This is a genomic window from Planosporangium mesophilum (assembly GCF_016863255.1).
Classification (GTDB): domain Bacteria; phylum Actinomycetota; class Actinomycetes; order Mycobacteriales; family Micromonosporaceae; genus Planosporangium; species Planosporangium mesophilum.
In genome coordinates, this window is the sequence record NZ_BOON01000046.1 from 55,133 (window position 1) to 78,118 (window position 22,986).

22 protein-coding genes are annotated in these 22,986 nt (G+C 68.3%); 16 read left to right on the forward strand and 6 right to left on the reverse strand.

Annotated elements, in window-relative coordinates; genetic code table 11:
- Window positions 1-37: 37 nt before the first annotated feature.
- On the forward strand, window positions 38-445 hold the full coding sequence (locus Pme01_RS23515) for a hypothetical protein (RefSeq protein ID WP_168117886.1): 408 nt from the start codon (window positions 38-40) through the stop codon (window positions 443-445).
- A gap of 74 nt (window positions 446-519) precedes the next feature.
- On the opposite strand, the gene Pme01_RS23520 is transcribed toward Pme01_RS23515, so the two are convergent.
- A complete protein-coding gene (locus Pme01_RS23520; protein ID WP_168117887.1) occupies window positions 520-1,494 on the reverse strand; it encodes a S66 peptidase family protein in 975 nt (324 codons plus the stop codon).
- 240 nt (window positions 1,495-1,734) lie between these two features.
- On the opposite strand from Pme01_RS23520, the gene Pme01_RS23525 reads away from it, so the two are divergent.
- On the forward strand, window positions 1,735-3,081 hold the full coding sequence (locus tag Pme01_RS23525) for an extracellular catalytic domain type 1 short-chain-length polyhydroxyalkanoate depolymerase (protein ID WP_168117888.1): 1,347 nt from the start codon (window positions 1,735-1,737) through the stop codon (window positions 3,079-3,081).
- Between the two features lie 39 nt (window positions 3,082-3,120).
- Here Pme01_RS23525 and Pme01_RS23530 read toward each other — a convergent pair whose 3' ends face one another.
- Entirely contained in the window at window positions 3,121-4,920 is a 1,800-nt protein-coding gene (locus tag Pme01_RS23530; RefSeq protein ID WP_168117889.1) for a sigma-54-dependent Fis family transcriptional regulator, read from the reverse strand.
- Between the two features lie 169 nt (window positions 4,921-5,089).
- Here Pme01_RS23530 and Pme01_RS23535 point away from each other — a divergent pair, with 169 nt between their 5' ends.
- The 10 genes from Pme01_RS23535 (at window position 5,090) to Pme01_RS23580 (ending at window position 15,739) form a co-directional block, all read left to right on the forward strand.
- A complete protein-coding gene (locus Pme01_RS23535; protein ID WP_168117890.1) occupies window positions 5,090-5,338 on the forward strand; it encodes a hypothetical protein in 249 nt (82 codons plus the stop codon).
- Between the two features lie 95 nt (window positions 5,339-5,433).
- Window positions 5,434-7,086: a ferritin family protein gene (locus Pme01_RS23540; protein WP_239088414.1), complete on the forward strand. Its 1,653-nt coding sequence runs from the start codon at window positions 5,434-5,436 to the stop codon at window positions 7,084-7,086.
- Between the two features lie 98 nt (window positions 7,087-7,184).
- Window positions 7,185-8,243: an NADH:ubiquinone reductase (Na(+)-transporting) subunit F gene (locus Pme01_RS23545; RefSeq protein ID WP_168117891.1), complete on the forward strand. Its 1,059-nt coding sequence runs from the start codon at window positions 7,185-7,187 to the stop codon at window positions 8,241-8,243.
- Window positions 8,243-9,412, forward strand: a complete 1,170-nt coding sequence (locus Pme01_RS23550) for a ferritin family protein (protein ID WP_168117892.1) — start codon at window positions 8,243-8,245, stop codon at window positions 9,410-9,412. The genes Pme01_RS23545 and Pme01_RS23550 overlap by 1 nt, the downstream gene beginning before the upstream one ends.
- Window positions 9,409-9,783 (forward strand): propane 2-monooxygenase effector subunit MimD, encoded by a 375-nt coding sequence (gene mimD / locus Pme01_RS23555; RefSeq protein ID WP_168117893.1) that lies wholly within the window; start codon window positions 9,409-9,411, stop codon window positions 9,781-9,783. Before Pme01_RS23550 ends, mimD begins: the two co-directional genes overlap by 4 nt.
- Window positions 9,784-9,794: 11 nt before the next feature.
- Complete coding sequence (locus tag Pme01_RS23560; protein WP_168117894.1) at window positions 9,795-10,844, forward strand: amidohydrolase family protein; 1,050 nt, start codon at window positions 9,795-9,797, stop codon at window positions 10,842-10,844.
- Between the two features lie 43 nt (window positions 10,845-10,887).
- Complete coding sequence (locus tag Pme01_RS23565) at window positions 10,888-11,619, forward strand: iron-sulfur cluster assembly protein (RefSeq protein WP_168117895.1); 732 nt, start codon at window positions 10,888-10,890, stop codon at window positions 11,617-11,619.
- A complete protein-coding gene (locus Pme01_RS23570) occupies window positions 11,616-12,641 on the forward strand; it encodes an NAD(P)-dependent alcohol dehydrogenase (protein WP_168117896.1) in 1,026 nt (341 codons plus the stop codon). The genes Pme01_RS23565 and Pme01_RS23570 overlap by 4 nt, the downstream gene beginning before the upstream one ends.
- 99 nt (window positions 12,642-12,740) lie before the next feature.
- Complete coding sequence (groL, locus tag Pme01_RS23575) at window positions 12,741-14,432, forward strand: chaperonin GroEL (RefSeq protein ID WP_168117897.1); 1,692 nt, start codon at window positions 12,741-12,743, stop codon at window positions 14,430-14,432.
- Between the two features lie 35 nt (window positions 14,433-14,467).
- A complete protein-coding gene (locus Pme01_RS23580) occupies window positions 14,468-15,739 on the forward strand; it encodes an Nramp family divalent metal transporter (RefSeq protein WP_168117914.1) in 1,272 nt (423 codons plus the stop codon).
- Here Pme01_RS23580 and Pme01_RS23585 read toward each other — a convergent pair.
- The 3 genes from Pme01_RS23585 to Pme01_RS23595 all read right to left on the reverse strand — a co-directional run bounded on the left by Pme01_RS23585 (window position 15,732) and on the right by Pme01_RS23595 (window position 17,442).
- A complete protein-coding gene (locus Pme01_RS23585; protein ID WP_168117898.1) occupies window positions 15,732-16,391 on the reverse strand; it encodes an HAD family hydrolase in 660 nt (219 codons plus the stop codon). The genes Pme01_RS23580 and Pme01_RS23585 overlap by 8 nt on opposite strands.
- Window positions 16,388-16,777, reverse strand: coding sequence for a hypothetical protein (locus tag Pme01_RS23590; protein WP_168117899.1), 390 nt, complete (start codon window positions 16,775-16,777; stop codon window positions 16,388-16,390). The genes Pme01_RS23585 and Pme01_RS23590 overlap by 4 nt, the downstream gene beginning before the upstream one ends.
- Window positions 16,778-17,016: 239 nt before the next feature.
- Window positions 17,017-17,442 carry a GNAT family N-acetyltransferase gene (locus Pme01_RS23595; protein ID WP_168117900.1) on the reverse strand — a complete coding sequence of 142 codons (426 nt, stop codon included), beginning with the start codon at window positions 17,440-17,442 and terminating at the stop codon, window positions 17,017-17,019.
- A gap of 385 nt (window positions 17,443-17,827) precedes the next feature.
- Between Pme01_RS23595 and Pme01_RS23600 the strand changes: the two genes are divergently transcribed.
- The 4 genes from Pme01_RS23600 (at window position 17,828) to Pme01_RS23615 (ending at window position 21,736) form a co-directional block, all read left to right on the forward strand.
- Window positions 17,828-18,565, forward strand: coding sequence for a hypothetical protein (locus Pme01_RS23600; RefSeq protein ID WP_168117901.1), 738 nt, complete (start codon window positions 17,828-17,830; stop codon window positions 18,563-18,565).
- Window positions 18,566-18,673: 108 nt separating this feature from the next.
- Entirely contained in the window at window positions 18,674-19,120 is a 447-nt protein-coding gene (locus tag Pme01_RS23605) for a helix-turn-helix domain-containing protein (RefSeq protein ID WP_168117902.1), read from the forward strand.
- A gap of 418 nt (window positions 19,121-19,538) precedes the next feature.
- Window positions 19,539-20,558, forward strand: a complete 1,020-nt coding sequence (gene pip / locus Pme01_RS23610) for a prolyl aminopeptidase (protein WP_168117915.1) — start codon at window positions 19,539-19,541, stop codon at window positions 20,556-20,558.
- A gap of 347 nt (window positions 20,559-20,905) precedes the next feature.
- On the forward strand, window positions 20,906-21,736 hold the full coding sequence (locus Pme01_RS23615) for a class I SAM-dependent methyltransferase (RefSeq protein ID WP_168117903.1): 831 nt from the start codon (window positions 20,906-20,908) through the stop codon (window positions 21,734-21,736).
- 189 nt (window positions 21,737-21,925) lie between these two features.
- Here Pme01_RS23615 and Pme01_RS23620 read toward each other — a convergent pair whose 3' ends face one another.
- Window positions 21,926-22,594, reverse strand: coding sequence for an HIT family protein (locus Pme01_RS23620; RefSeq protein WP_168117904.1), 669 nt, complete (start codon window positions 22,592-22,594; stop codon window positions 21,926-21,928).
- Window positions 22,595-22,986 lie beyond the last annotated feature (392 nt).

The following is a 22,986-nucleotide window of genomic DNA, read 5'->3' on the forward strand; positions in this document are numbered from 1 at the left end:
GAGGCCTCCGATGCGCGGCCGTCGACGAGGGGGCCCGATGGTGACTTCCCCGTACCACCGCCGGATGGCTGCCCTGCGGGCCGCCTGGACGCCCAAGAACTCGATCATCGGGATCGTCCTGGTCGTTGCCCTCACCGGCGCCGGCACCATGATGGTGCGCGCGGCCACCCAGCAGGACCCGAACCGTACGCCCATCACGGGTAGCGCGAGCCCGACGACGCCCCCGGCGCCCGCCTACCCGCCCGCGGGGCCGTTGCTGCCGCTGCCGCCCCAGCCGTCGGACGCCCCGTCCGACGCCCAGTCAGCTCCGGACACGACGGCTCCGACGGACACGCCGACCGGCCAGGACACGCCGCCGCCCCCGACGAACCCAACGGAGTCGCAGGCCCCACCCGATACGGGCTCGCCGGCCACTCCGGACACGCCGGCCCCGACGAACAGCTAGCGCGGTTACCGGTCAGCGTCCTCCGGCCTGACGGTGATACTGCGTGCCCGGGGCTCGACGGGAGTGCTCCTGGGTCAAGGCCTGCTGAGCGGCTCCGCAGCGGACGGCACCAGCGGGGGCTCCTCGAACCGCAGCGTCCGGGCGTCGGCGTCCAGCTCGGCCCGTACCCCGATCGGGAAGCTCTGGAAGCGGCCGCCGTGCCCGATGTTCGCCCACGCGATCACCGGCACTCCCAGGTCACCGAGCCGGTCGGTGAGTACCGGATGGATCTGCTCGACCGTGCCGCAGTTGTTCCAGGTACCGGCGATGACGGCGGCGACCCCGTCCAGATAGCCGGAGCGCCGCAGCTGGGTGAGCATCCGGTCGACCTTGTAGTCCTCCTCCTGCTCGTCCTCGACCAGCAGGATCCCGCCCCGGGCCGGCACGCAGGTGTCGGTGCCCAGCGAGGAGGACAGCAGCGTCAGGTTGCCGCCGAGCGTCACGCCCCGCGCGACCCCGCCCGCCACCGTCACCGCCTCGGGGTAGTGCAACTCCCGCACCCGCTCCGGCCACATGAGACAGCGCAGCATCGAGGCGAAGGTGTACGACTCGGCGAACTCCGCGCAGGACACCATCGCGCTCATCAGTGACGACCAGCCCAGCTTGACCTGTACGGCCTCGAGGATGGCGGTGACGTCGGAGTAGCCCGCCAGGATCTTCGGTGGTACGCGCTCCAGCCCGCTCCAGTCCATCGCCTCCAGGGTGCGCTGGGCCCCGTAGCCGCCCCTGGCGAAGATGATCCCGGCAATGGACTCGTCGAGCAGCGCCGAGCGCAGCTCCGCCGCCCGGAGCTCGTCGCTTCCCGCGAGGTAGTGGCGGACGCTGCCCCGGTCGTAGGACGACGGGTACACCACCGGTTCGAGCCCGGCGAAGCGCAGCGCCTCCAGGCCGTCGGGCAGCCGGTCCGGGTTGGCCGGGCCGCTCAGGCTCAGGACCGCCACGCGGTCGCCGGGACGCAGCGCGGGCGGTCGGGCTAGCGAGGTCCTGCCGTCGACGGAAGTGGTGGTCACGCTGTCCGGTCCCTTCGCGCAGAACGTGGCGCCGGCTCCATTCGACCATGTCGGCCCCGGCGTTCTCGCGACCGTACGTCAGCTATTGCCGACTGAAATTTTCCGGCGCAGAATACGTTTAGTTTCATCGATGTTTACGAAACTTTCGAGATGCGTTCTCCCCCACCACCGGCACGGTGGTCGCACCCGCGCTCCTCCGGTGATCCCGCCACTCCTCACGCACAGGAAGGGCCGTACCGCATGAAGACCACCCTCAAGGCGCTCCTGGCCTTGGCGATCCTGCCCCTGATCGCCGCCACCGTGCTCCTGACCTCCAGACCGGCAGCAGCCGCCTCGCTGACCCAGGTGACGAACTTCGGCACCAACCCCAGCAACCTCAACATGTACATCTACGTGCCGAACAACGTCGCGGCACGGCCGGCCCTGCTGGTGGCGATCCACTACTGCACCGGCTCCGCCTCGGCCGTGTTCAACGGGTCCGCGCGCGACTACGTCACCGCGGCCGACCGGTACGGGTACATCATCGTGTTCCCCGAGGCCACCCGCAGCGGCCAGTGCTTCGACGTGTACTCGCCCGAGGCGCTCAAGCGTGGCGGCGGCAGCGACCCGGTCGGCATCATGTCGATGGTCAACTACACCAAGCAGCGGTACAACGTCGACTCCGGCCGCGTGTACGTCACCGGGTTCTCGTCCGGCGCGATGATGACCAACGTGATGGCCGCCGAGTACCCGGACGTGTTCGCCGCCGGCTCGGCGTTCATGGGCGTACCGGCGACCTGCTTCGCCACCGGCAGCAGCAGCAACACGTGGAACAGCCAGTGCTCGGGCGGGCAGATCACCAAGACCGCCCAGCAGTGGGGCGACGCGGCGCGGGCGATGTACCCGGGCTACAGCGGCAGGTACCCGCGCATGCAGTTGTGGCACGGTGTCAACGACACCACGCTGGCCTATCCGAACTTCGGTGAAGAGATCAAGCAGTGGACCAACCTCAACGGCGTGAGCCAGACGCCGGTCATGACCGACCACCCGCAGTCGACCTGGACCCGCACCCGGTACGGCAGTAACACCGTTCAGGCCCCGGTCGAGGGCATCAGCGTCTCCGACGCCGCCCACGACCTCCCCCGAAGCGGCATGGTCCAGTACGCGATCGACTTCCTCGGCCTCGCGGGCGGCGGATCCAACCCACCGCCCACGACCGCACCGCCGACCACGACACCGCCCACCACCCAGCCGCCCACCTCGCCGCCGAACAGTCCGCCGCCGGGGACGGGTGGCTGCCGGGTCACGTACACCACCAGCACCTGGAACACCGGCCTGACCGCCAACATCACGATCGCCAACACCGGTACCTCGGCGATCAACGGCTGGTCACTGGTGTTCACGCTGCCCGGCGGGCAGACGATCACGTCCGGCTGGAACGCGACCTACTCCCCGACCAGCGGGCAGGTGACGGCGAAGAACGTCAGCTACAACGGCACCATCGGGGCAGGAGGCTCGGTCGGGATCGGCTTCCAGGCCACGCACACCGGCAACACGGCGAAGCCGACCTCGTTCACCCTCAACGGCGCCACCTGCGCCGTCGCATGAAAGACGAGCTGACGCTGCCGGGCAGGCCGCCCGGCAGCGTCAGCCGGTGAGCGCCACGATCCCGTACTCGCGGATCTTGCGGTAGATCGTCGCGCGGGACATCCCCAGTGACTCGGCCGCCTTCACCTTGTTGCCGTCGGCGTCCCGCAGGCTCTTCACGATGGCGTCGCGCTCGATCGCCTCCAGCGGGCTGAGCAGCCGGCGGCTCACCGTCCGGCACTCCGGCGGCAGGTCGTCCGGGTGGATCGACCCGGCCCGCCGGTGCGCGGCGATGCGCTTGAGCACCTGCCACAGCTGCTCGGTGTTGCCCGGCCAGGCCGACCGCATCAGAAGCTGCATCGCCTCCGGTGAGCACGCCAGGCGGCCGTGGTTGAGCTTCGACAGGAAGAACGGTACGAGCTCGTGCACGTCCTCGATGTGGTGGCGCAGCGGCGGAAGCTCCACCGTACTGGGGAAGAAGTCCAGCAGCGGGGTCAGATCGTCACTGCCGTGGTTCAGCGTGACGGCGACCCACGGCCGGCGGTCCCGGCACTCCGCACGAGCCTCGTGCAGCGCGCCCGACACCGCGCGCAACCGGCGGCCGTGCAGCCGGTCGATGTGCCGGATCACCAGCGCGTCCTCGGCCTCCAGCAGCTCGCGCCTGACCTCGCTCAGCCAGTCGTCGCCGCCGGCGTCGGCGGCGTCGAGGACCTGGAAACGGCCGGTCGGGCTCCGTCGTCGGTGGACGGCCCGGATCACGGCCAGCTTGCCGACCCCGGGCTCGCCCTGCACCGCGAGCCAGTCGCCGGAGTCGTAGACCGCCTCCACCTCGTGACAGCCCCGCAGCCACAGCGGCCCGGAGCCGACCAGGCCGGGCAGGAACAGCTTGCCGAAGGCCGCACCGTCGCCGGGCTGCGCGTCCGACTCGATGAGCTTCACGTGGACGACGCCGCCGGCGAGGTCGCCGTCGCCGCGTACCGGCCGGCAGTACAGCCGCGCCCGCACTCCGGTGGGCAGGTCCACCACCACGACCGACTCGGGGCGGCGGCTGGCCAGCGTCTCGGCCGCCTGCCCGAGGATCGCGGACTGGTCGCCGGGGCCGAGCAGCCGCTGGGCGTACTCGTTCATCATCACCACGTCGCTGTTGAGCGCGAGGACGATCCCGACGTTGCGCCGGCAGGCCCGCCGGTACTCCTTGAGCAGCTCGAACTCCCGGATGCCGCTGTCCACGAGCAGCGCCTGCCTGACCTGGTCGGCGGTGGTCTTGACCAGCGTCATCAGCAACGGGCTGGCGTCCCTGCTCCAGCAGGTCAGGTCCACCGCGCCGACCGTCTTACCGGAGATCGGGTGGTGGATCGGCACCCCGGCGCAGGCGAGGTTCTCGAGGTTCTCCGCATAGTGTTCGTGGCCGAACACGTGCATCGGCTGGCCGCCCTCCAGGGCGGTGCCGATCCCGTTCGTACCGACGGAGCCCTCGGCGTAGCTGAAGCCCGGCGCCAACTGGACCCGGTCGAGGTGCCGGTCGAGATCGCGGTCCGCCGCCAGCCTGCTGAGGACCACTCCCGCGGGGTCGGTGAGGATGATGCTGATGGGCTGGCCGTCCAGGTGCTCACGCAGCTTCCGCAGTACCGGCAGGGCGCTTCGGGTCATCGGCGTGTCCAGGTCGGGGTCGCGCACATAGGACAGGTCGATGCGGTCGGCCGCGACGTTGCCCCGCCGGGAACGCCACCAGGACGCGAGGATCGGTCCGCGTACCTGACTCGGCTCGATCTTCTCGGCGGTGAGGAAGCGCTCCCTGGTCTTTGCCAGGCGATCGTCGGCCGGTGCCGGTGCCGGCGGCGGTGTCGATGTGGGCGGCATGGCGCCCCCTCACGTCCGGTGTCGGAGCTCCCCGCGTTCCGAGGTCATGTCGCGGTTACACGATGGGCATGTCGTGGTTACACGATAGGCGGAATCGGATGGCCATATGTCTCATGTTGAGACCGCCGGTCGGCTCCAGGCGGCCTGTGATGCCTCCAGGAGGCGCCCGATGGACCGATCAGACCAACACTCCGGCGAGACATACAACCCCTGGAGCATCGTGAACCTGGTCTTCCACCACCTGGCCGACCAGGGTCTGCACCCCACCCTGGGCAGTGGCGGTGACCCCGCCGGGCCGGCGGCCGAGCTGCTGCGGTGCCTGGGCGTCGAGCCGGCACCGGAGGGCAACCGCCAGGTCTCGCAGACCGTGAAGCAACAGTTGGCCGACATCCGGGCCGCCGTCTTCGGCGAACGCTGACCCGCCACTCCCCCACTGGCTCAAAGTGAGACCCCCGCCGGTCCGGCCATGCCGTCTCCTGCATACCAGGACGAGTGACGGGTGGAGGAGTGGCTATGAGTCGCCAGAGCATGGCCAAGGCTCACAAGAAGATCCAGGAGTTGGCCTGGGAACCGCTGTACCACGAGCCGGTGTCGCACTACGGAACGGACTACACGTTCCAGAAGGCACAGAAGAAGGACCCGCTCAAGCAGGTCCTGCGGTCCTACTTCCCGATGCAGGAGGAGAAGGACCACCGGGTCTACGGCGCCTCCGACGGCGCGATCCGGGGCAACATGTTCCGCCAGGTACAGGAGCGCTGGCTGGAGTGGCAGAAACTGTTCCTGTCGATCATCCCACTGCCGGAGATCTCGGCGGCGCGGGCGATGCCGCTGCTGTTCCGGACGGTGCCCAACCCGGAGCTCCACAACGGACAGGCCATCCAGATGATCGACGAGGTCCGGCACTCGACGATCCAGCAGAACCTCAAGCGCCTGTACATGAACAACTACATCGACCCGGCCGGCTTCAACTCCAGTCTGCGTAACTTCCAGAACGACTACTGCGGCACGATCGGCCGGCAGTTCGCCGAGGGGTTCATCACCGGTGACGCGATCACCGCGGCGAGCATCTACCTGACGATCGTGGCGGAGACGGCGTTCACCAACACGCTGTTCGTGGCGATGCCGGCCGAGGCCGCGGCCAACGGCGACTACCTGCTGCCGACGGTGTTCCACTCGGTGCAGTCCGACGAGTCGCGGCACATCAGCAACGGGTACGCCACGCTGCTGATGGCGCTCGCCGACGAGAGCAACCACCAGCTACTGGAGCGCGACCTGCGCTACGCCTGGTGGAACAACCACCGGGTGGTGGACGCGGCGATCGGCACCTTCATCGAGTACGGCACGAAGGACCGCCGCAAGGACCGGGAGAGCTACGCGGAGATGTGGCGGCGGTGGATCTACGACGACTACTACCGCAGCTACCTGGTACCACTGGAGAAGTACGGCCTGGTCATCCCGCACGACCTCATCGAGGAGGCGTGGAACCAGATCTGGAACAAGGGGTACGTGCACGAGGTGGCCCAGTTCTTCGCCACCGGGTGGCTGGCCAACTACTGGCGCATCGACCCGATGACCGACGAGGACTTCGCCTGGTTCGAGGACAAGTACCCGGGCTGGTACGACCGGTACGGCAAGTGGTGGGAGAACTACAACCGCCTGTCGGTACCGAACGGACACCACCCGATCGTGGCCGAGGACGTGGACTACCAGTACCCGCACCGGTGCTGGACCTGCATGGTGCCGTGCCTGGTCCGCGAGGACATGGTGATGGCCGAGGTCAACGGCCAGTGGCGCACCTACTGCCACGAGGCGTGCCGCTGGACCGACGTGGAGGCGTTCCGCCCGGTGTACCAGGGCCGGCAGACGCCGAACATGGGCCAGCTCATCGGGGCGCGGGAGTGGGAGACCCTCTACCACGGCTGGAACTGGGCCGACGTGGTCACCGACATGGGGTACGTGCGCGACGACGGCAAGACGATGGTGGCGCAGCCGCACCTCAACCTCGATCCCACGAAGATGTGGACGCTGGACCACCTGCGCCGCATGCCGCCGCTGCAGAGCCCGAACGTGCTGCTCAACGAGATGTCGCCGGAGGAGCGTGCGGCGTTCCACGCGAACTACGTGCGTGGTGGACCGGCCGGCCGGCCGGCGCGCGCCGACGCCTGAGCGGCAACCGGGAAACCGGTGGAGGGAGGGCCGACGAGGCCCTCCCTCCCCACCCGGGCAGTGCGCCGTCCGCGACGGACCCACGTCTGTGAGGAGCCATGGCTGACAAGCACGTCGTGCGATTCGAGCCGGTCGGGATCGAGATCGAGGTCGACGAGGAGCAGACCGTCCTGCGGGCCGCCGCCGAGCAGGGAATCATGCTCATGCACGGCTGCAAGGAGGGGCAGTGCTCGTCCTGCAAGTCGTTCGTCCTCGACGGCGACGACATCGAGCTGGACCGGTACTCCACGTTCGCGCTGCCCGACTACGAGCGGGAGGAAGGCTTCACGCTGCTGTGCCGGGCGCACGTGTACGAGGACGTCACGATCGAGCTCCTCAACTACGACGAGGACATGATCCGATCCGGGCTGCCGATCCAGCACGCGGTCGCCGAGGTGGAAGAAATAGAGCCGGTCACCCATGATCTCCGGCGCCTGGTGCTGCGGCTGGTGGAGCCCGCGGAGATCAGGTTCTTCCCGGGGCAGTACATCGACATCGCCGTCCCCGGTACCGACGCGAGCCGGTCGTTCTCGATGGCCAACACGTCCAGCCGGGACGGCCGGTTGGAGTTCGTCATCAAGGTCTACCCGGACGGGCTGTTCTCGCACTTCCTGGACAGCCGGCTCGCCATCGGCGACCGGCTCGACGTGACCGGGCCGTTCGGGGTGTTCACGCTGCGCGACAGCGAGGCCGACCTGGTCTTCCTCGGCGGCGGGGCCGGCATGGCGCCGATCCTGTCGCTGCTGCGCTCCATGGCCGAGCGCGGCATCCAGCGCAGGGCGACGTACTACTACGGCGCGCGGCGCCGCCGCGACCTGTGCTTCTCCGACGAACTGCGCGCCCTGGAGACGACGCTGCCCGGCTTCCGGTACGTGCCGGCGCTGTCCGAACCGACCGGGGACGACGCCTGGGACGGCGAGGTCGGCCTGATCACCGACGTGCTCAGGCGGCACGAGACCGACCTCGGGGACGCCCACGCGTACGTCTGCGGGCCGCCGCCGATGGTGGAGGCCGCGATGCCGGTGCTCACCGCGCTCGGGGTGCCCGAGAAGCGCATCTACTACGACAAGTTCACGACGACAGGCGATCCCGACAAGACCCAAGAGGGAGGGACCTGATGACCACGGCCCCCGAACGCAGCGTGCCGAAGCCGGTCTTCACCGACGCCGAGGCCGGCGCCAAGGTGTTCCCGGACTCGACCGCGCGCCGGTTCAACTACTTCGTCCCGGCCAAACGCAAGCAGACGCACTACGAGGACGTGACCGTCGAGGTCCAGCCCGACCCCCGGCACTACCTCAGCCAGGGCTGGCTGTACGGGTTCTCCGACGGGCGGGGCGGCTACCCGCTCGACTGGACGGTCCTCAAGGCGTGGGGCTCCGACCGGCCCGAACCGACGCGCGGTCCCGGGTCCGGCGGCAAGGGGTACGACTGGCCGGCCCACGGCTGGCACGAGTTCCGCGACCCCAACGAGGAGTGGGAGTTGTCGCTGTACCGGTACAACTCCAACGTCGTCCGGCAGGTCACCCAGAACGTCGAGGCCGCCCGCCAGGCGAAGGCGTTCGAGCAGTGGAACCCCAACTGGGTCCGCTTCGTGGAGCGCAACGTCGGGGCCTGGATGCACGTCGACCACGGGCTCGGGCTGTACCTCTTCGCCAACGCGAACCGGCGGGCGCCGACCAACATGCACAACAACGCGATCTCGGTCAACAGCATGCACCGGATCCGGGCGGCCCAGGACCTCGCGCTGTACAACCTGACGCTCAGCGAGGAGATCGAGGGGTTCGACGGCGCGGCGCACCTCGACGCGTGGAACAACGACCCGGCCTGGCAGGGCGTACGGGAGGCGGCCGAAGCCCTGACCGGGGTCGACGACTGGTGCGAGGCGGTCTTCGCGGCGAACGTGGTCTTCGAACCGCTCGTCGGTGAGCTGTTCCGCAGCAGCCTGGTGCAGCAGGCCGCGCCGCGCAACGGGGACTTCGTCACGCCCACCATCGTCGGCGCCGAGGAGTACGACTTCTCCGAGCGCGACCTGCGGTACACGAAGGCCATGTTCTCGCTGCTGACCGGCGACCGCGAGTTCGCCGACCACAACAAGGCGGTCATGCGGCAGTGGCTGGCGGCCTGGGTTCCGCGGGCCATCGCGGCGGCCCGCACGCTGCAACCCCTGTGGTCGCAGCCCGATTCCAAGCCCCCTCGTTTCGAGGACGGTCTGGACCGCGCCAAGAGCCGGTTCAGCGGCATCGTGACCGACCTGGACCTCCAGACCCCGAAGGAGTTGGCGAAGTGACCACGGTGAAGACGGCGGAGAGCAGGTTCAAGTCCGACAGCACGGCGTCCAACATGTGCGGCTTCACGCTGATGAACAACCAGGTCGGCGTCGTGGTCGCGGAGGTGATGGCGACCAAGCCCAACGTACGGGTCACGCCGCTGCCCTCGATGATCCGGGTCGACGCGACCGGGCGCATGGACGTGGTCTACGACGAGATCTCCGAGGCACTGGGCGAGGAATCGGGCTATTTCGATGCCGCCGAATTCGAGGAGAATATGTCCACGCACTACGGCCGGATGATCCACGAGGACGACCGGACGATCATGTTCGCGAATCCCGAGGACGCCGCCGACTACCTGGGCTTCGACCTGACGGCAGCAGCGAAGTAACGGGAGGACCGGTGTACGAGAAGGATGGCGAGAAGTACTTCGTCGTAGACGGCCACATGCACTACTGGAACGCCGCCCCGGACAACTGGGTGGAGGGTGCCGAGCAGTACGCCAAGGGCTGGATCGAGTGCTTCTACGGGTACCACGGGCTGGGGCCCGAGGACACCCGCTGGCCGATGGACAAGTACCAGAAGTACTCCGAAGAGACCCTCATGTCCGACGTCTTCGAAGACGGCCACGTGGACGTGGCGATCTTCCAGCCGACGTACCTCAAGGAGTGGTACCGGGAGGGCTTCAACACCACGGAGCGCAACGCGATCCTGGCCGAGAAGTACCCGGGGAAGTTCGTCCTCAACACCCGGTGGGACCCGCGTGACGGCGACGAGGGTCTGACGACCCTGGCCGACAACGTCGCCCGGTGGGGCTGCAAGGGCGTCAAACTCTACACCGCCGAGTGGCGGCAGGGCTCCCGCGGCTGGAAGCTCACCGACCCGGAGGCCTACCGGTACCTGGAGAAGTGCCAGGAGCTCGGCATCAGGAACGTCCACATCCACAAGGGACCGACGATCTGGCCGCTGGACAAGGACGCGTTCGACGTGGCCGACGTCGACCACGCGGCGACCGACTTCCCGGCGCTGAACTTCATCGTCGAGCACGTCGGGCTGCCCCGCATCGAGGACTTCTGCTTCATGGCGACGCAGGAGCCCAACGTGTACGCCGGGCTGTCGGTGGCCATCGGCGGCCTGATGCACGCCCGGCCGAAGTTCTTCGCGAAGGTCATGGGTGAGCTGCTGTTCTGGGTCGGCGAGGACAAGATGACCTTCGGCAGCGACTACGCGATCTGGGAGCCGAAGTGGCAGGTCGAGGGCTTCGTCGCCTGGGACTACCCGAGCGACGAGTTCTCCGACTACCCGAGGGTCACCACCGCGACCAAGAAGAAGATCCTCGGCCTGAACGCAGCGAAGCTCTACGATATCGAGGTACCTGCCGAGTGCCGGCTCGACACCGGCGAGGGTACCCCTGCCGCGCCGGACGACGCCCAACTGGTGACGTCGACATGACGGTACGCGGAACACGTCGAGGACCCGGGGACCGGGGGTGGCCATGATCGCGGGATCGACCGACGCTCCCGTGGCGGCCGAGGTCCGGTCGCGGGTCCTCGCGGCACTGGACACGGTGCGCGACCCGGAGCTGGACGAGCCGATCACCTCGCTCGGCTTCGTCGCGTCGTGCGCCGTGTCCGCGTCCGGGCAGGCGCGGGTACGGCTGCGGCTGCCGACGTACTTCTGCGCGCCCAACTTCGCGTTCCTGATGGTCGCCGACGCGTACGACGCGGTGTCGGCGGTGGACGGCGTGCGCGGCACCGAGGTGATCCTGGACGACCACTTCGCGTCCGACGCGATCAACGGCGGAGTGGCCGCGCGGGCCGGGTTCGCGCGGTCCTTCGACGGCGAGGCGGTCGGTGAGCTGCACGACCTGCGCACCGACTTCCTACGCAAGGCCGTCATGGCCGGCACCGACCTGGTGTGCCGCCCGCTGCTCGCCGCCGGCGTCGAGCCGGCCGCGCTGGTCGGGTCGACCCTCGGCGAGGTCCCTCCGTCCCCGGAGCTGGACCGGCTGCGTCAGCGGCGGGTGGAGCTGGGCCTGCCCGCGGGCGACGACGCCCCGCTGCTCATCGAACCGGTCACCGGGGCGCCGGTCCGGCCCGACGCGGTGCCGCTGCACCTGCGGCGGGCCCGCACCACCCGGGTCGGCCTCGACGCCAACGCCGGTATCTGCCGCGGCATGCTGCGGCAGCGGTACGCCACCACAGGAGAAGGCGAGGAAAGTTTATGAAGGCTGTCCGGCTGCACGGGTACCACCAGCTACCCGTGATCGACGAGGTACCGGAGCCGACCGTCCAGGGTCCGCTCGACGTCGTCGTGAAGATCGGCGGTGCCGGGGTGTGCCGCACCGACCTGCACATCATCGAGGGTCAGTGGGCCGAGGCGATGAGCCCCGCGCTGCCGTACACGATCGGCCACGAGAACGCCGGTTGGGTACACGAGGTCGGCCCCGCGGTGACCAACGTCCAGGTCGGCGACACGGTGATCCTGCACCCGACCCCGACCTGCGGGCTGTGCCGGGCCTGCCGCGCCGGCCAGGACATGCACTGCGAGAACAGCAGCTTCCCGGGGCTCTCGCACGACGGCGGGATGGCCGAGTACCTGCTGACCTCGGCGCGGGCCTGCGTCAAGCTCGACCCGCAGACCCGACCGCAGGACGTGGCGGCGCTCGCCGACGCCGGCATCACCGCGTACCACGCGGTCCGCAAGGCCATCCCGCTGCTGTACCCGGGCACCACCTGCGTGGTGATCGGCGCGGGCGGCCTCGGCCACATCGGCATCCAGTGCCTCGCCGCGCTGACCGCGACCAGGATCATCGTGGTCGACCGCAACCCCGACGCCCTCAAGCTCGCCGGTGAGCTGGGCGCCGAGCACACCGTGGTCGCCGACGGCGGCCACGTCGACGCGGTGAAGGACCTCACCGGTGGCACCGGTGCCGACGTGGTGCTCGACTTCGTCGCCGAGCAGGGCGCCGAGCAGGACGGCTTCGCGATGACCGCCCGCGCCGGGTCGTACTTCGTGATCGGGTACGGCGGCACCGTGCACATCCCGACCCTCGACATCATCTCCACCGAGCGCAACATCGTGGGCAACATCGTGGGCACCTACAACGACCTGGCCGAGCTGATGGCGCTGGCCCAGAGCGGAAAGGTCACCCTGCACACCCGGACGTACCCGCTGGAGGCGGCGGCGGAGGCGCTCGGAGATCTCGACGCCGGCCGGGTACGCGGCCGCGCCATCCTGGTGCCGTAATCCGCGACCGAGTCCCTTACTCCACAACCGACCCACCAACCGACCCACCGCACGGGCCGGCCGAACCGGCCTGCCCACCCGACGTCAGGAGGAGGACCGATGGCCAAGGAACTACGGTTCAGCGAGGAGGCGCGCACCCTGTTGCTGGCCGGCGTCGACCAACTGGCCGATGCGGTGAAGTCAACGCTCGGACCCAAGGGCCGCAACGTCATCCTGGAGAAGATCACCGGCTCGCCGGTGGTGACCAACGACGGTGTGACGATCGCGCGCGAGATCCACCTCAGGAACCAGTTCGAGAACATGGGCGCGCAACTGGTCAAGGAAGCAGCGATCAAGACCAACGACATCGTCGGCGACGGCACCACCACCGCGACCGTGATCGCCCAGGCGATCGTGCGTGAGGGAATGGCCGCGATCGGCGGGGGCGCCAACCCGGTACTGGTCAAGCGGGGTATCGACCTCGCGGTCGGCCGCCTGGTGGAGCACCTGCAGACCGTCGCGCACCCGGTGAAGACCGAACGCGACTACGCCCGGGTGGCGGCGATCTCGGCCAACGACGACGACACCGTCGGCGCGGTGATCGCCAAGGCGCTGCACACCGTAGGCGACGGCGGGATCGTCACCGTGGAGGAGTCGAGCGAGCACGGGATGAGGGTCGACTTCGTCGAGGGGTTCGAGTTCGACAACGGGTACCTGTCGCCGTACATGGTGACCAACCCGGCCAGCCTCGAAGCCATCGTGGACGACCCGTACATCCTCCTGTGCAGCGAGAAGATCACCAAGGTCCAGCAGTTGATGCCGCTGCTGGACAAGATAATGAGAGCGCCGCGACCGCTGGTCATCGTCGCCGAGACCGTCGAGGGCACCGCGCTGAGCATGCTGGTCCACAACCACGTCAACCGGATCTTCCAGTGTGTGGCGGTACGGGCGCCCGGCTTCGGCGACCGCCGCCTGCACAAGCTGGAGGACATCGCCGCGATCACCGGCGGCGCGGTGTACAGCCGGCACTCCGGCTTCACGCTGGAGACGATGAGCATCGACCAGCTCGGCCGCGCCGCCCAGGTGCGCGTCAACGCGGACCGGACCGCGGTGATCGGCGGCGCCGGCTCACCCGAGGAGGTCGCGTTCCGCATCACCCAGCTGCGCGCCGAGCTCGGACGGGCCACCTTCGGCGTCGACGAGGACGTGCTGACCGAGCGGATCGGGGCACTCTCCGGCAAGGTCGCCGTGATCCGGGTCGGTGCGCCGACCAACGCCGAGCTCAAGGAGTTGCAGCACCGGGTCGAGGACGCGCTGTCGGCCACCAGGGCGGCGATGGCCGAGGGCATCGTCGCCGGGGGCGGCGCCGCGCTGCTGCACGCCGAGTCGGCCCTCGACGACCTGCTGGTCGACGGCGACTACGCGACCGGCGTCGAGATCGTACGGCGGGCGCTGCCGGAGCCCACGTTCCTGATCGCCAGCAACGCCGGGTACGACGGACCCGAGGTCGTGGCCCGGGTGGCGCGGATGGGCGTGGACGGGGGCTTCGACGCCCTGCTGGGACGCTACGGTGACATGGTCGAGATGGGCATCGTCGACCCGCTGCGGGTGGCCCGCTCGGCGCTGCAGAACGGGGCGTCCGTCGCCGGCCTGCTGCTCACGACGAACACGCTGATCGCCGAGGAGCAGACGCCCTGGGGCGGCAGCCCGGCGCTGATGACCGAGTTCGGCCCGCTCGACGAGGGCCTGCACCAGCCGTCGCCGGACTCCAGTACCCCGCAGTCGCTCGGGCTCGGCCCGTCGGTCGGCTGAGCATGGGATCCACCGCCGAGGACCCCGCGCTGCCGATGCCGGTTGCGGAATTGGAGCCGGTCGCGGGGTCCTCGGAGCTTGCCATTTTGCGGTCACGCGGCCGGGTGCGGGGCGTCGTGGCGCTACTCGGTCCGGCGTTCGTCGCGGCGGTCGCGTACATCGACCCGGGAAACTTCGCCACCAACTTCTCCGCCGGCGCCCGGTACGGGTACGCCCTGGCCTGGGTCATCGTGGTCGCCAACCTGATGGCGATGCTGGTGCAGTACCTGTCCGCCAAGGTCGGGGTCGCGACCGGCCGCGATCTGCCGGAGCTGTGCCGCGAGCACCTACCGCGGCCGGTGTCGCTCGGCCTATGGGTACAGGCGGAGGCGATCGCCATGGCGACCGACCTGGCGGAGTTCGTCGGGGCGGCGGTCGGGCTGAAGCTGCTGTTCGGAGTACCGCTGTTCCCGGCCGGGCTGATCACGGCGGCGGTCGCGTTCGCGATCCTCGCCCTCGAACAGCGCGGGTACCGCCGGTTCGAACTGGCGATCGTCGGGCTGCTCGGCATCGTCTTCCTCGGCTTCGGCTACGACCTGATCGCCGTGGGCGCCGACCCGTCGGGCATCTCGTCCGGGCTCGTACCGACCTTCGCCGGCTCCGACAGCGTGCTGCTCGCGGCGGGCATCATCGGCGCGACCGTGATGCCGCACGTCGTCTACCTGCACTCCGCCCTGACGAAGTCCCGGGTGTCCTGCCGCGACGACGCCGAGCGCCGCGAGCTGCTGCGCTTCCAGCGGCTCGACGTGCTGGTCGGGCTCGGCACCGCCGGCCTGATCAACCTCTCGATGCTGTTCATCGCCGCGTCGCTGTTCAACCGCACCGGCCACGCCGACGTCGACTCGATCGAGGCCGCCCACGCCGGGCTCGGCCATCTGGTCGGCGGCGGCGCCGCGCTGGCGTTCGCGACGGCGCTGCTCGCGTCCGGGCTGTCGTCGTCGAGCGTGGGCACCTACGCGGGCCAAGTCGTCATGCAGGGCTTCATCCGGCGCCGCATCCCGCTGCTCATCCGCCGCGCGCTCACGATGCTCCCCGCGCTGGTGGTGCTCGGACTCGGGCTGCCCGCCACCGACAGCCTCGTGATCTCGCAGGTGGTGCTCTCGTTCGGGATCCCGTTCGCGCTGGTACCGCTGGTGCTGCTGACCCGCCGGCCGGACATCATGGGCCCGTTCGTGAACAACCGGGTGACCACCGCAGTGACCGCCTGCATCGCCGGGTTGATCATCGCGTTGAACGTGTACCTGCTCTACGCCACGTTCTTCACGTAGGAGCGTCGGCCGTGCCCGAAGCGGAAACCATGCTGCCTTCAGCCGGAGGGAACTGCCGTTGAAGCTCCGCAACTGTGCAGCCGCTGTCGGTATGGTGGACAACCCGCATGCCCATCGCACGGGCTGGTTCGAGGTTGGAGGCGATGTCGTCGACGAAGACCGCCCCGGCGGCACGAACGCCAAGCAGATCGAGGGCGAGCGCGAAGATGCCGGGCTCCGGTTTGCGCATTCCCACTTCATGGGAGATGACGATCGCGTCGACCAAATTCTCTAGGCCCCAACCTGCGTAGGGACTGAAATAACCAGCACCCCACGAGTTGGATACCACCGCCAGCCGCACGCCTCGTTGACGAAGAACGGAGATTGCCTTCCACATCGCCTCATCGGGCCGCAGATCAGCGCACAGGTCAGCGAGCAACCCGTCGGGCGGAACACCGATGCGCCCTGCGAGGTACGGCTCGTATTCGGCTTGGGTGATGTCACCGCGTTCCAAGGCAGTGAATTGGGCGTGCCCCTCGGGATCATCGCGCATCAGGTCAAGGATCACATTCTCTGGTAGACCCGCTCGGCGGGTGGCAGCGCGGATGGATTCCCATAGGTCGGTGGTGAGCACACCACCGAAGTCGAGGAGAAGGGCCACCGGTTGGCTCACGCCAACTCCTTTGTCAGTCGGGTGTTATCGGCCTTGACCAGCATCACGTCGCGCAATAGTTGCCGGCCAGCTTGCGAGCCGGCGCCGTCCGCCTTGCGTGCGATTGCTTCGATGCGGGCGAAGTTGCCGGTGTGCTGCACAGTTGCGACCAAGACCAAGGCCTGCGTGGCGTCTGCACAGGAACCGTCGAGTTCGCCGACACCGAGGCGTGCATCGGCGCGGTCGATCAGGGCGGTACAGCGGTGGCGGTGCATGGATTCGTCCAAGCTGCCGATTGCGGCGTCAAGGATCGGTTCGGCGTCTTGGTATCGGCGCAGTCGGACCAGGTCACCGCCTTCGTAGGCGAGCAATTTGTCTGCGTTGAAGCCGCCGATGCCACGCCACATCGCCTCATCATGACCGACGCTGGCGAGCGCGGCACGGGCTTCATCGAGCCGTCGGCGACAGCCGTCGTAGTCGCGTAGCGAGGCGCAGCGCTCGGAGGCAACGGCCGCGACCCAGCCTTGGGTTGTCCTCCGTCGACTGATGCGCGACAGTCGTCCGCCAACTGATCTGCGACACCTCAGCGCGCTGATCGCGGCATCAGCGTTTGTAACATGTTCGACAACTGTGAATGCGCGAGAAACTAAAACTCTGGGCGGCGATCGATCTGCATCCAGCGCTGTGGGTGGGCTAGCGGGGTGAAGCCGGCGTTCGCGTACACCCCGTGTGCGTCCACCGTGGCCAGCACGATGCGCGGGATGCTCCGCTGCTCAGCCCATTCCACCGCCCAGTGTGCGATGCGGGTGCCCAGGCCGCGGCCCCGATGCCCGGGGTCGACGAACACGTCGCACAGCCAGGCGAAGGTGGCCAGGTCGGAGACGATGCGGGCGACGGCTACCTGGCCGCTCGGCCCGTACGCGCCGACCGCAAAGGAGTTGGCGAAGGAGCGCTCGATCGCGGAGGGCTCCCGACCCTTGGCCCAGTACGCCTCCTGGCTGATCCAGCGGACGATGCATTCCAGGTCCAGTTCGGCCGGGTCCTCGCTGAACCGGTACTCAGTGGAGATCATCAGACGATAGTGACCGCCAAGCTGACCCGCTGTCGCCGGCCAACGCCCAGCAAGTGGCTCATCCTCGCGTGTCTAGCGGGGAAGAGCGCAGGTTCAGGCGCACCGCAACGCCATGAGCTCAGTAATGCCGTGGACCCGCAGAGTTTGGCAATGCACCGACCGGCATCCGCTCATCGACAGGACATTCGTCGGCGGCCAATCTGCTGCCGAGCGCTGGACTCCGTCGCACATCAGTTGGCGGACAAGTGTCGCGGATCTGTTGTCGGAACACAATGCGACGCGGCGATTGTCCTGTCCCGGCTGATGCTTGACGCTCGCGTCCCACCTGATGCTTGGCACAATCGGCGGGGCAGCGTGATCACGGCGGTCACCGTACGCTGCGGCGGTGCGCTCCCCGATCATTGCCGGTACGTTCCGGCGCCGAGGCCTGATCCTCGGTGCCGCCATCGTCGCGTCCATCGCATGGTTTCTGATATCGGGGCAGGCCGAGTGGCGGATCTGGGAGATGGTGCCGTTCGTCGCGCTGCTGGCGGGGCTGGCGTGGGGTGCGTGGTCGCGGCGACGACGGCCGGAGGCGTTCGTCGTCGATTCCGGGACGCCTGCGTTTGGCACCGGCCTGAGCTCGGCGGACGTCTACTGGGCTTTCGCGATGCTCCTGGTAGAGGCCAACCTCGCTGCCAGGGAACGCAGCTCGTGGGTCAGCGGTCCGGGCTGGTTTGCGGCGGCGGTGTCGCTGTGGTGCCTCGGCGTCCTCGTGGCGGCCCTGGTGCTGTTGCGATTTCAGGGTGTTCAGCTCCGGCCGGCCGGCCTGGTCGTCAGCCGCCTGTTCGGCACCCTGATCGTGCCGTGGGAGGCCCTGGCTCCCGGCTACCCGGTGCCCATGCCGGCGAAGGCCGACAGCATGCCGCTCACTTATGTCCGGCCCGAGCTGGTACGCCATCGGGGCCTCACGATCGGCCGACGGTGGGTACACATTCCCGAAATTCACGCGGGCTTCCTAGCCGCCGCCATCCGGTACTACGTCGCCCACCCGCAAGACCGGGCAGCAATCGGCACCGAGACCGAACATGACCGCCTGCTGCGCGCACTCACCGCCAGGCCACCTTCCGAGCACGAAACCTAGGCCAACCGTCAGCTGTCAGCTGAGACGGATCTGGGCGGGTTCAACCGGTCAGCGCAATGGTCTTGGTGGGTCAACGAGAATCTCGTTGATCTGTCGAGGGAGAGGTTGATGACCGCTCATCTGACCGTGGAGCAGCGGCAGTTGGCCCGACGGTTGAGCGCGAAGGGCTTGTCGCTGCGGGAAATCGGCCGGCAGGTCGGCTGTTCGCACGAGGTCATCCGAACCGTCGTGCGCCGCGATTCAAAGCGGCCGGTTCGGTCGGATTCGTGGCAACCCGGGCCCGGACGTCTGACTTTGGCTGATCGGGAGGAGATCAGCCTCGGCTTGCGTGCTGGCGAGTCGTTCACCGCCATCGCGGTCAGGCTGGGCAAAGCCGTCTCGACGGTCTCGCGGGAGGTGGCCGGCAATGGCGGCCGAAACGGCTACCGCGCCTGGCATGCGCCCCGCCGGTCACCGTGGCGCGGAGAGGCTCCAGAGGGGTTCGCCCAGCTCGAAGTAGCGCTGCCCTCCTCGCCGGCGCTTGACACGGAGGGGTGCCAGATGCGCGCACAGTAGTGGATCTACGCTTACGGCCATCGACGGCCGCTTCTATCGCCGCCGCTGGGACGAATCGCGCGGTGACGAGTTCGACGCTTGGGGGCACTCGGTCTGGTACTTCGAGGTCGATGACGACGGTTGGCCGGTCCGTCAGGTCGAGGTGTACGACACTGGTCCGGTCCTTCGCTACGGGCCTGGACATGAGGAAGACCAGTACGGCAGCCTCGGGCAGGCGAGCCTAAATGATCCTGAAGAAGACTGGAGCCAGTTCGTCATCACCCGAGACGTGTTCGAGCGTGTCTGGGACTCAGCCGACGGTTAGCAGTGACGTCAAGAACCGCTCGCTCCGCGACAGAAGTGCGCGCGTTACGTACGCTCGGTGCTGCTCTGGCGGTGGTCGGTGTGTCTGTCGCCTACGACGGGACGTGGAGACGATATGACGCATCCTTCGATCGAGCCCTATGCGACCGGCCTACTCGACACCGGTGACGGCAACCTCGTCTACTGGGAGACGTGTGGCAACCCGACCGGCGTGCCCGTACTCGTCGTACACGGCGGCCCAGGTTCCGGATGCTCGGTGGGCATGCGCCGCGGCTTCAACCCTGACAGATACCGGATCATCCTGTTCGACCAGCGCAATTGCGGACGGAGTACACCGCACGCGAGCGACCTCGCAGCCAACATGAGCCTCAACACGACCGAGCACCTGATCAGTGACATGGAGCAACTGCGCGAGTACCTCGGTGTGCAGAAGTGGATGCTGTTCGGCGGATCGTGGGGCGTGACGCTGTCGCTGGCGTACGCGCAGCGCCACCCCGACCGCGTCTCCGGCATGCTGCTGGTCAGCATCACGTCGTGCCGGCGGTCCGAGCTGGACTGGCTGTACCGGGGTGTCGGGCGGATGTTTCCCGAGGCGTGGGCGCGATTCCGCGAGTTCGCCGGAACCGAGCACTTCCGGCTGCCGACCGACACCGAGCCACCGATCGAGGATCTCCTGATGTCGTACTCCCGGCTCATGGAGAACCCCGATCCCGACGTCCGCGCGCGGGCTGCCACCGAGTGGCTGGCCTGGGAGGACGCGGTCATCTCGATGGAGAGCAACGGCAATCCGGGCCAGTACAGCAACCGGCCGGACGACGCCAAGCTCGCCTTCGTGCGAATCTGCTCGCATTACTACGCCAACGGCGGCTTCCTCGAAGACGGTGTACTCATCCGGGAGGCGGGCAAGCTGGCCGGCATTCCCAGCGTCCTGGTCCACGGACGCAATGACCTCGGTGGCCCGGTGATTACCGCATGGGAGCTCGCACGATCCTGGCCCGGTGCCGAGCTCATCGTTATCGAGGATTCCGGGCACACGGGCAGCGCCGCGATGCAGGAGGCGCTGCATGCCGCTGGCGACAGGCTGCTCGCTCAGATTACCGCGGGCGGCGAGCTAGACCGTACTCATCCCGGCTGAGCGGATATTGGGTCAGCTCGCTGGGGCGTGAAGTTCGGCGAAGCGCTGGGCAGGGGTGTCCCAGCCGAGGAGGCGGATTCTGGGGATCGTCGCAACACGCCCTGGTCAACGACTGCTGAAGGCAGCTGATGAAAGCTGGCTGGAGGCTCTTCCTGGCATGGTGAGCGCCGACCCGCGCCCGGATCGCGGCTACTTAGAGACTTGGTGCAGGATCGATGTCCGGCCAGACTCGGTCTAGGTGCCCGGCGAGACGCTCCCACATTGCGGCTGTGGAATGAGCGTGCAGGTGATCATGAGGTATCGATGCGGTCATCTCGCGCTGAGTCGGCCGTGTGAGGATGATCGGCATGACCGAGACCCCCGGCATCGACAGTGTCCGCGCGCGAAGCTTCGGCGCAGCCGCCGCGGACTATGACAAGTACCGGCCTCGGTACCCGGACCAACTGGTTGACCACGTGGTCGCGATGTTGCCCGGCCGGCGAGTCCTTGAGGTCGGCGCCGGCACCGGCATCGCCACCGCCGCGTTCGCCGCCCGCGGCATGGCCATGACCTGTGTGGAGCCGGACGCGGAGATGGCGGCGACGCTGTTGGCGCAGCTGGCCGGCGATGCGGATCTGCACGTGGACGTGGCCACGTTCGAGGAGTGGTCGGCGGCACGGCCGGCCGGTACGGCTGGCTTCGACGGCCTGATCAGCGCGCAGGCATGGCACTGGACTGATCCGAAGACGCGCTGGGCCGACGCCGGCGCCGCGGTCCGAAGTGGTGGCCTGATCGCGCTGTTCTGGAACGAGGACCACCATGCCGATCCGCGGGTCACGGACGCGTTTACCGCCGCCTACGAGCGCCGTGGCATCGAGATTCGTTCGGTTCGCCAGGAGCCGGTGCCCTCAACTGACCCGGACAAGATCGTCGACCGGAAACGTCCAGAGGGATGGCCCGAGGTTGACGCGGAAGCGGACGAATACTTCACGGACCTGCGCACGCACCAGTACCACTGGACGCACCGGATGTCGGTGGCCGATTACGTGGCACGCGTCAACACCACGTCGGCGCACCTGATCCTGCCGTCCGAGGCACGCGACGACCTGACATCCGAACTGATCGCGACGTTGACCGCCTACGGCGGCGAGATCGAGTTGGCCATGACCACTGAGCTCGTCACGGCCATGCGCCGCTGACCCCCGAGCGGCAAGCCCCGCGCACGATCGGCGGCATGAGGGTGCGTCGAACCGATACCCGCTTGCGGTAGTCGGCTGAACGTTTCTGACCCGGGGATACGGATGTGGGAACGCCTGGTTCGTAGCGTCCGAGCGGATCAACGGCACCTGGCGACTCTGGGTGCAGGGCGCCCAGGTTGTCGGCAGCGGTCACCTCGGCTCGTGGGCCCTCGCCGCCTGATCCGGTCGCCCAGGATCGGCGGGCGGTTCGCTGGTAGCCGACCGGCGGCCTCCGTAGGAGGCGACCAACGCGTCTGCCACGAGTGCAGCGTCTGCCTCTGCCACGTCCGCCGGGTACTCCGGCAAGAGGTCGTCCCAGACCACCAACCACGATCCGTACAGCTGGGCCTGCCCCTCGGGTCGGGCGAAGAACCAGACGTGCAGATGCGCGCCACCATCCCCGATGCGGTAGACGTGGGCCCGCGCGACGTGCGGCAGTGCCTGCATATGGCGGACGATGCGGGTGCTTAACAGTCCCAGATCGGCGGCCAGCTCATCGGGCAGGTCCGCCATGTCGTAGTGATCGCGCGGATACAGCATGAGCACCAGGGGCACGCCGACTCCCGTGATCCGGGCCAGCCGCCAGTGGTCGTCGAACCAGATCCCTTCGTCCCGGTCACGGCAGGTGTTGCAGTCCGACGGGTCCTCGCCGTGCCGCGCCGGCTCGGGTAGAACCGGCGGGCGCAGCGGCGCGACGCGCAGTCCGTCCGGTTCGAACGGACTTATCTCCCACCCCGTCATACGTGCCAGCGGGAGCCGGCGCGCGCTATCCGCAGCGGCGACTGCGTGTTCATAGAACTCGTCCGGTCGCAAGGCCATGGCTCGAAGACTAGTACGACAGAGACTCTTCGTGATCTATAGGTTCAGTGTGGATGCCAGGCGTCTGGAGCAGGCCGGCGGCCCCGCGCTCGGTGGCTCGGGTGAACCCGAACATCCGCTCCTCGGCAGATCCGTGCGTTCAGGCTCTGCCGACCTGCCCCAAGTTCTAGACCACCTGTCGAACATCATCTGGCGGAAATGTGTCGCGGATCAGTTGGCGGATCACAATGCGACGCGGCGATGCGGCGCGCGATGTGTCCTAGCACATGGCCCACGGCTGGCATACTCCCGGCGTGGAGATCAGTAGCTCAAGACGCGCCCGGCCGGGAGGGCTAGCTTTCGCATCCGCTGTACTCCTGGTCAATGGCGTTCCGATGCTGTTGTCAACGACG

Coding starts and splice junctions, on each gene's coding strand:
- Pme01_RS23530 (WP_168117889.1), bottom strand. CDS start 4,920: ATGCCGCCCACATCGACACCGCCGCCGGCACCGGCACCGGCCGACGAT.
- Pme01_RS23545 (WP_168117891.1), top strand. CDS start 7,185: ATGGCTGACAAGCACGTCGTGCGATTCGAGCCGGTCGGGATCGAGATC.
- Pme01_RS23565 (WP_168117895.1), top strand. CDS start 10,888: ATGATCGCGGGATCGACCGACGCTCCCGTGGCGGCCGAGGTCCGGTCG.
- Pme01_RS23550 (WP_168117892.1), top strand. CDS start 8,243: ATGACCACGGCCCCCGAACGCAGCGTGCCGAAGCCGGTCTTCACCGAC.
- groL (WP_168117897.1), top strand. CDS start 12,741: ATGGCCAAGGAACTACGGTTCAGCGAGGAGGCGCGCACCCTGTTGCTG.
- Pme01_RS23615 (WP_168117903.1), top strand. CDS start 20,906: ATGACCGAGACCCCCGGCATCGACAGTGTCCGCGCGCGAAGCTTCGGC.
- Pme01_RS23535 (WP_168117890.1), top strand. CDS start 5,090: ATGGACCGATCAGACCAACACTCCGGCGAGACATACAACCCCTGGAGC.
- Pme01_RS23590 (WP_168117899.1), bottom strand. CDS start 16,777: ATGTGGCGTGGCATCGGCGGCTTCAACGCAGACAAATTGCTCGCCTAC.
- Pme01_RS23620 (WP_168117904.1), bottom strand. CDS start 22,594: ATGGCCTTGCGACCGGACGAGTTCTATGAACACGCAGTCGCCGCTGCG.
- Pme01_RS23580 (WP_168117914.1), top strand. CDS start 14,468: ATGCCGGTTGCGGAATTGGAGCCGGTCGCGGGGTCCTCGGAGCTTGCC.
- Pme01_RS23595 (WP_168117900.1), bottom strand. CDS start 17,442: ATGATCTCCACTGAGTACCGGTTCAGCGAGGACCCGGCCGAACTGGAC.
- Pme01_RS23570 (WP_168117896.1), top strand. CDS start 11,616: ATGAAGGCTGTCCGGCTGCACGGGTACCACCAGCTACCCGTGATCGAC.
- Pme01_RS23540 (WP_239088414.1), top strand. CDS start 5,434: ATGAGTCGCCAGAGCATGGCCAAGGCTCACAAGAAGATCCAGGAGTTG.
- pip (WP_168117915.1), top strand. CDS start 19,539: ATGACGCATCCTTCGATCGAGCCCTATGCGACCGGCCTACTCGACACC.
- Pme01_RS23515 (WP_168117886.1), top strand. CDS start 38: ATGGTGACTTCCCCGTACCACCGCCGGATGGCTGCCCTGCGGGCCGCC.
- Pme01_RS23525 (WP_168117888.1), top strand. CDS start 1,735: ATGAAGACCACCCTCAAGGCGCTCCTGGCCTTGGCGATCCTGCCCCTG.
- Pme01_RS23605 (WP_168117902.1), top strand. CDS start 18,674: ATGACCGCTCATCTGACCGTGGAGCAGCGGCAGTTGGCCCGACGGTTG.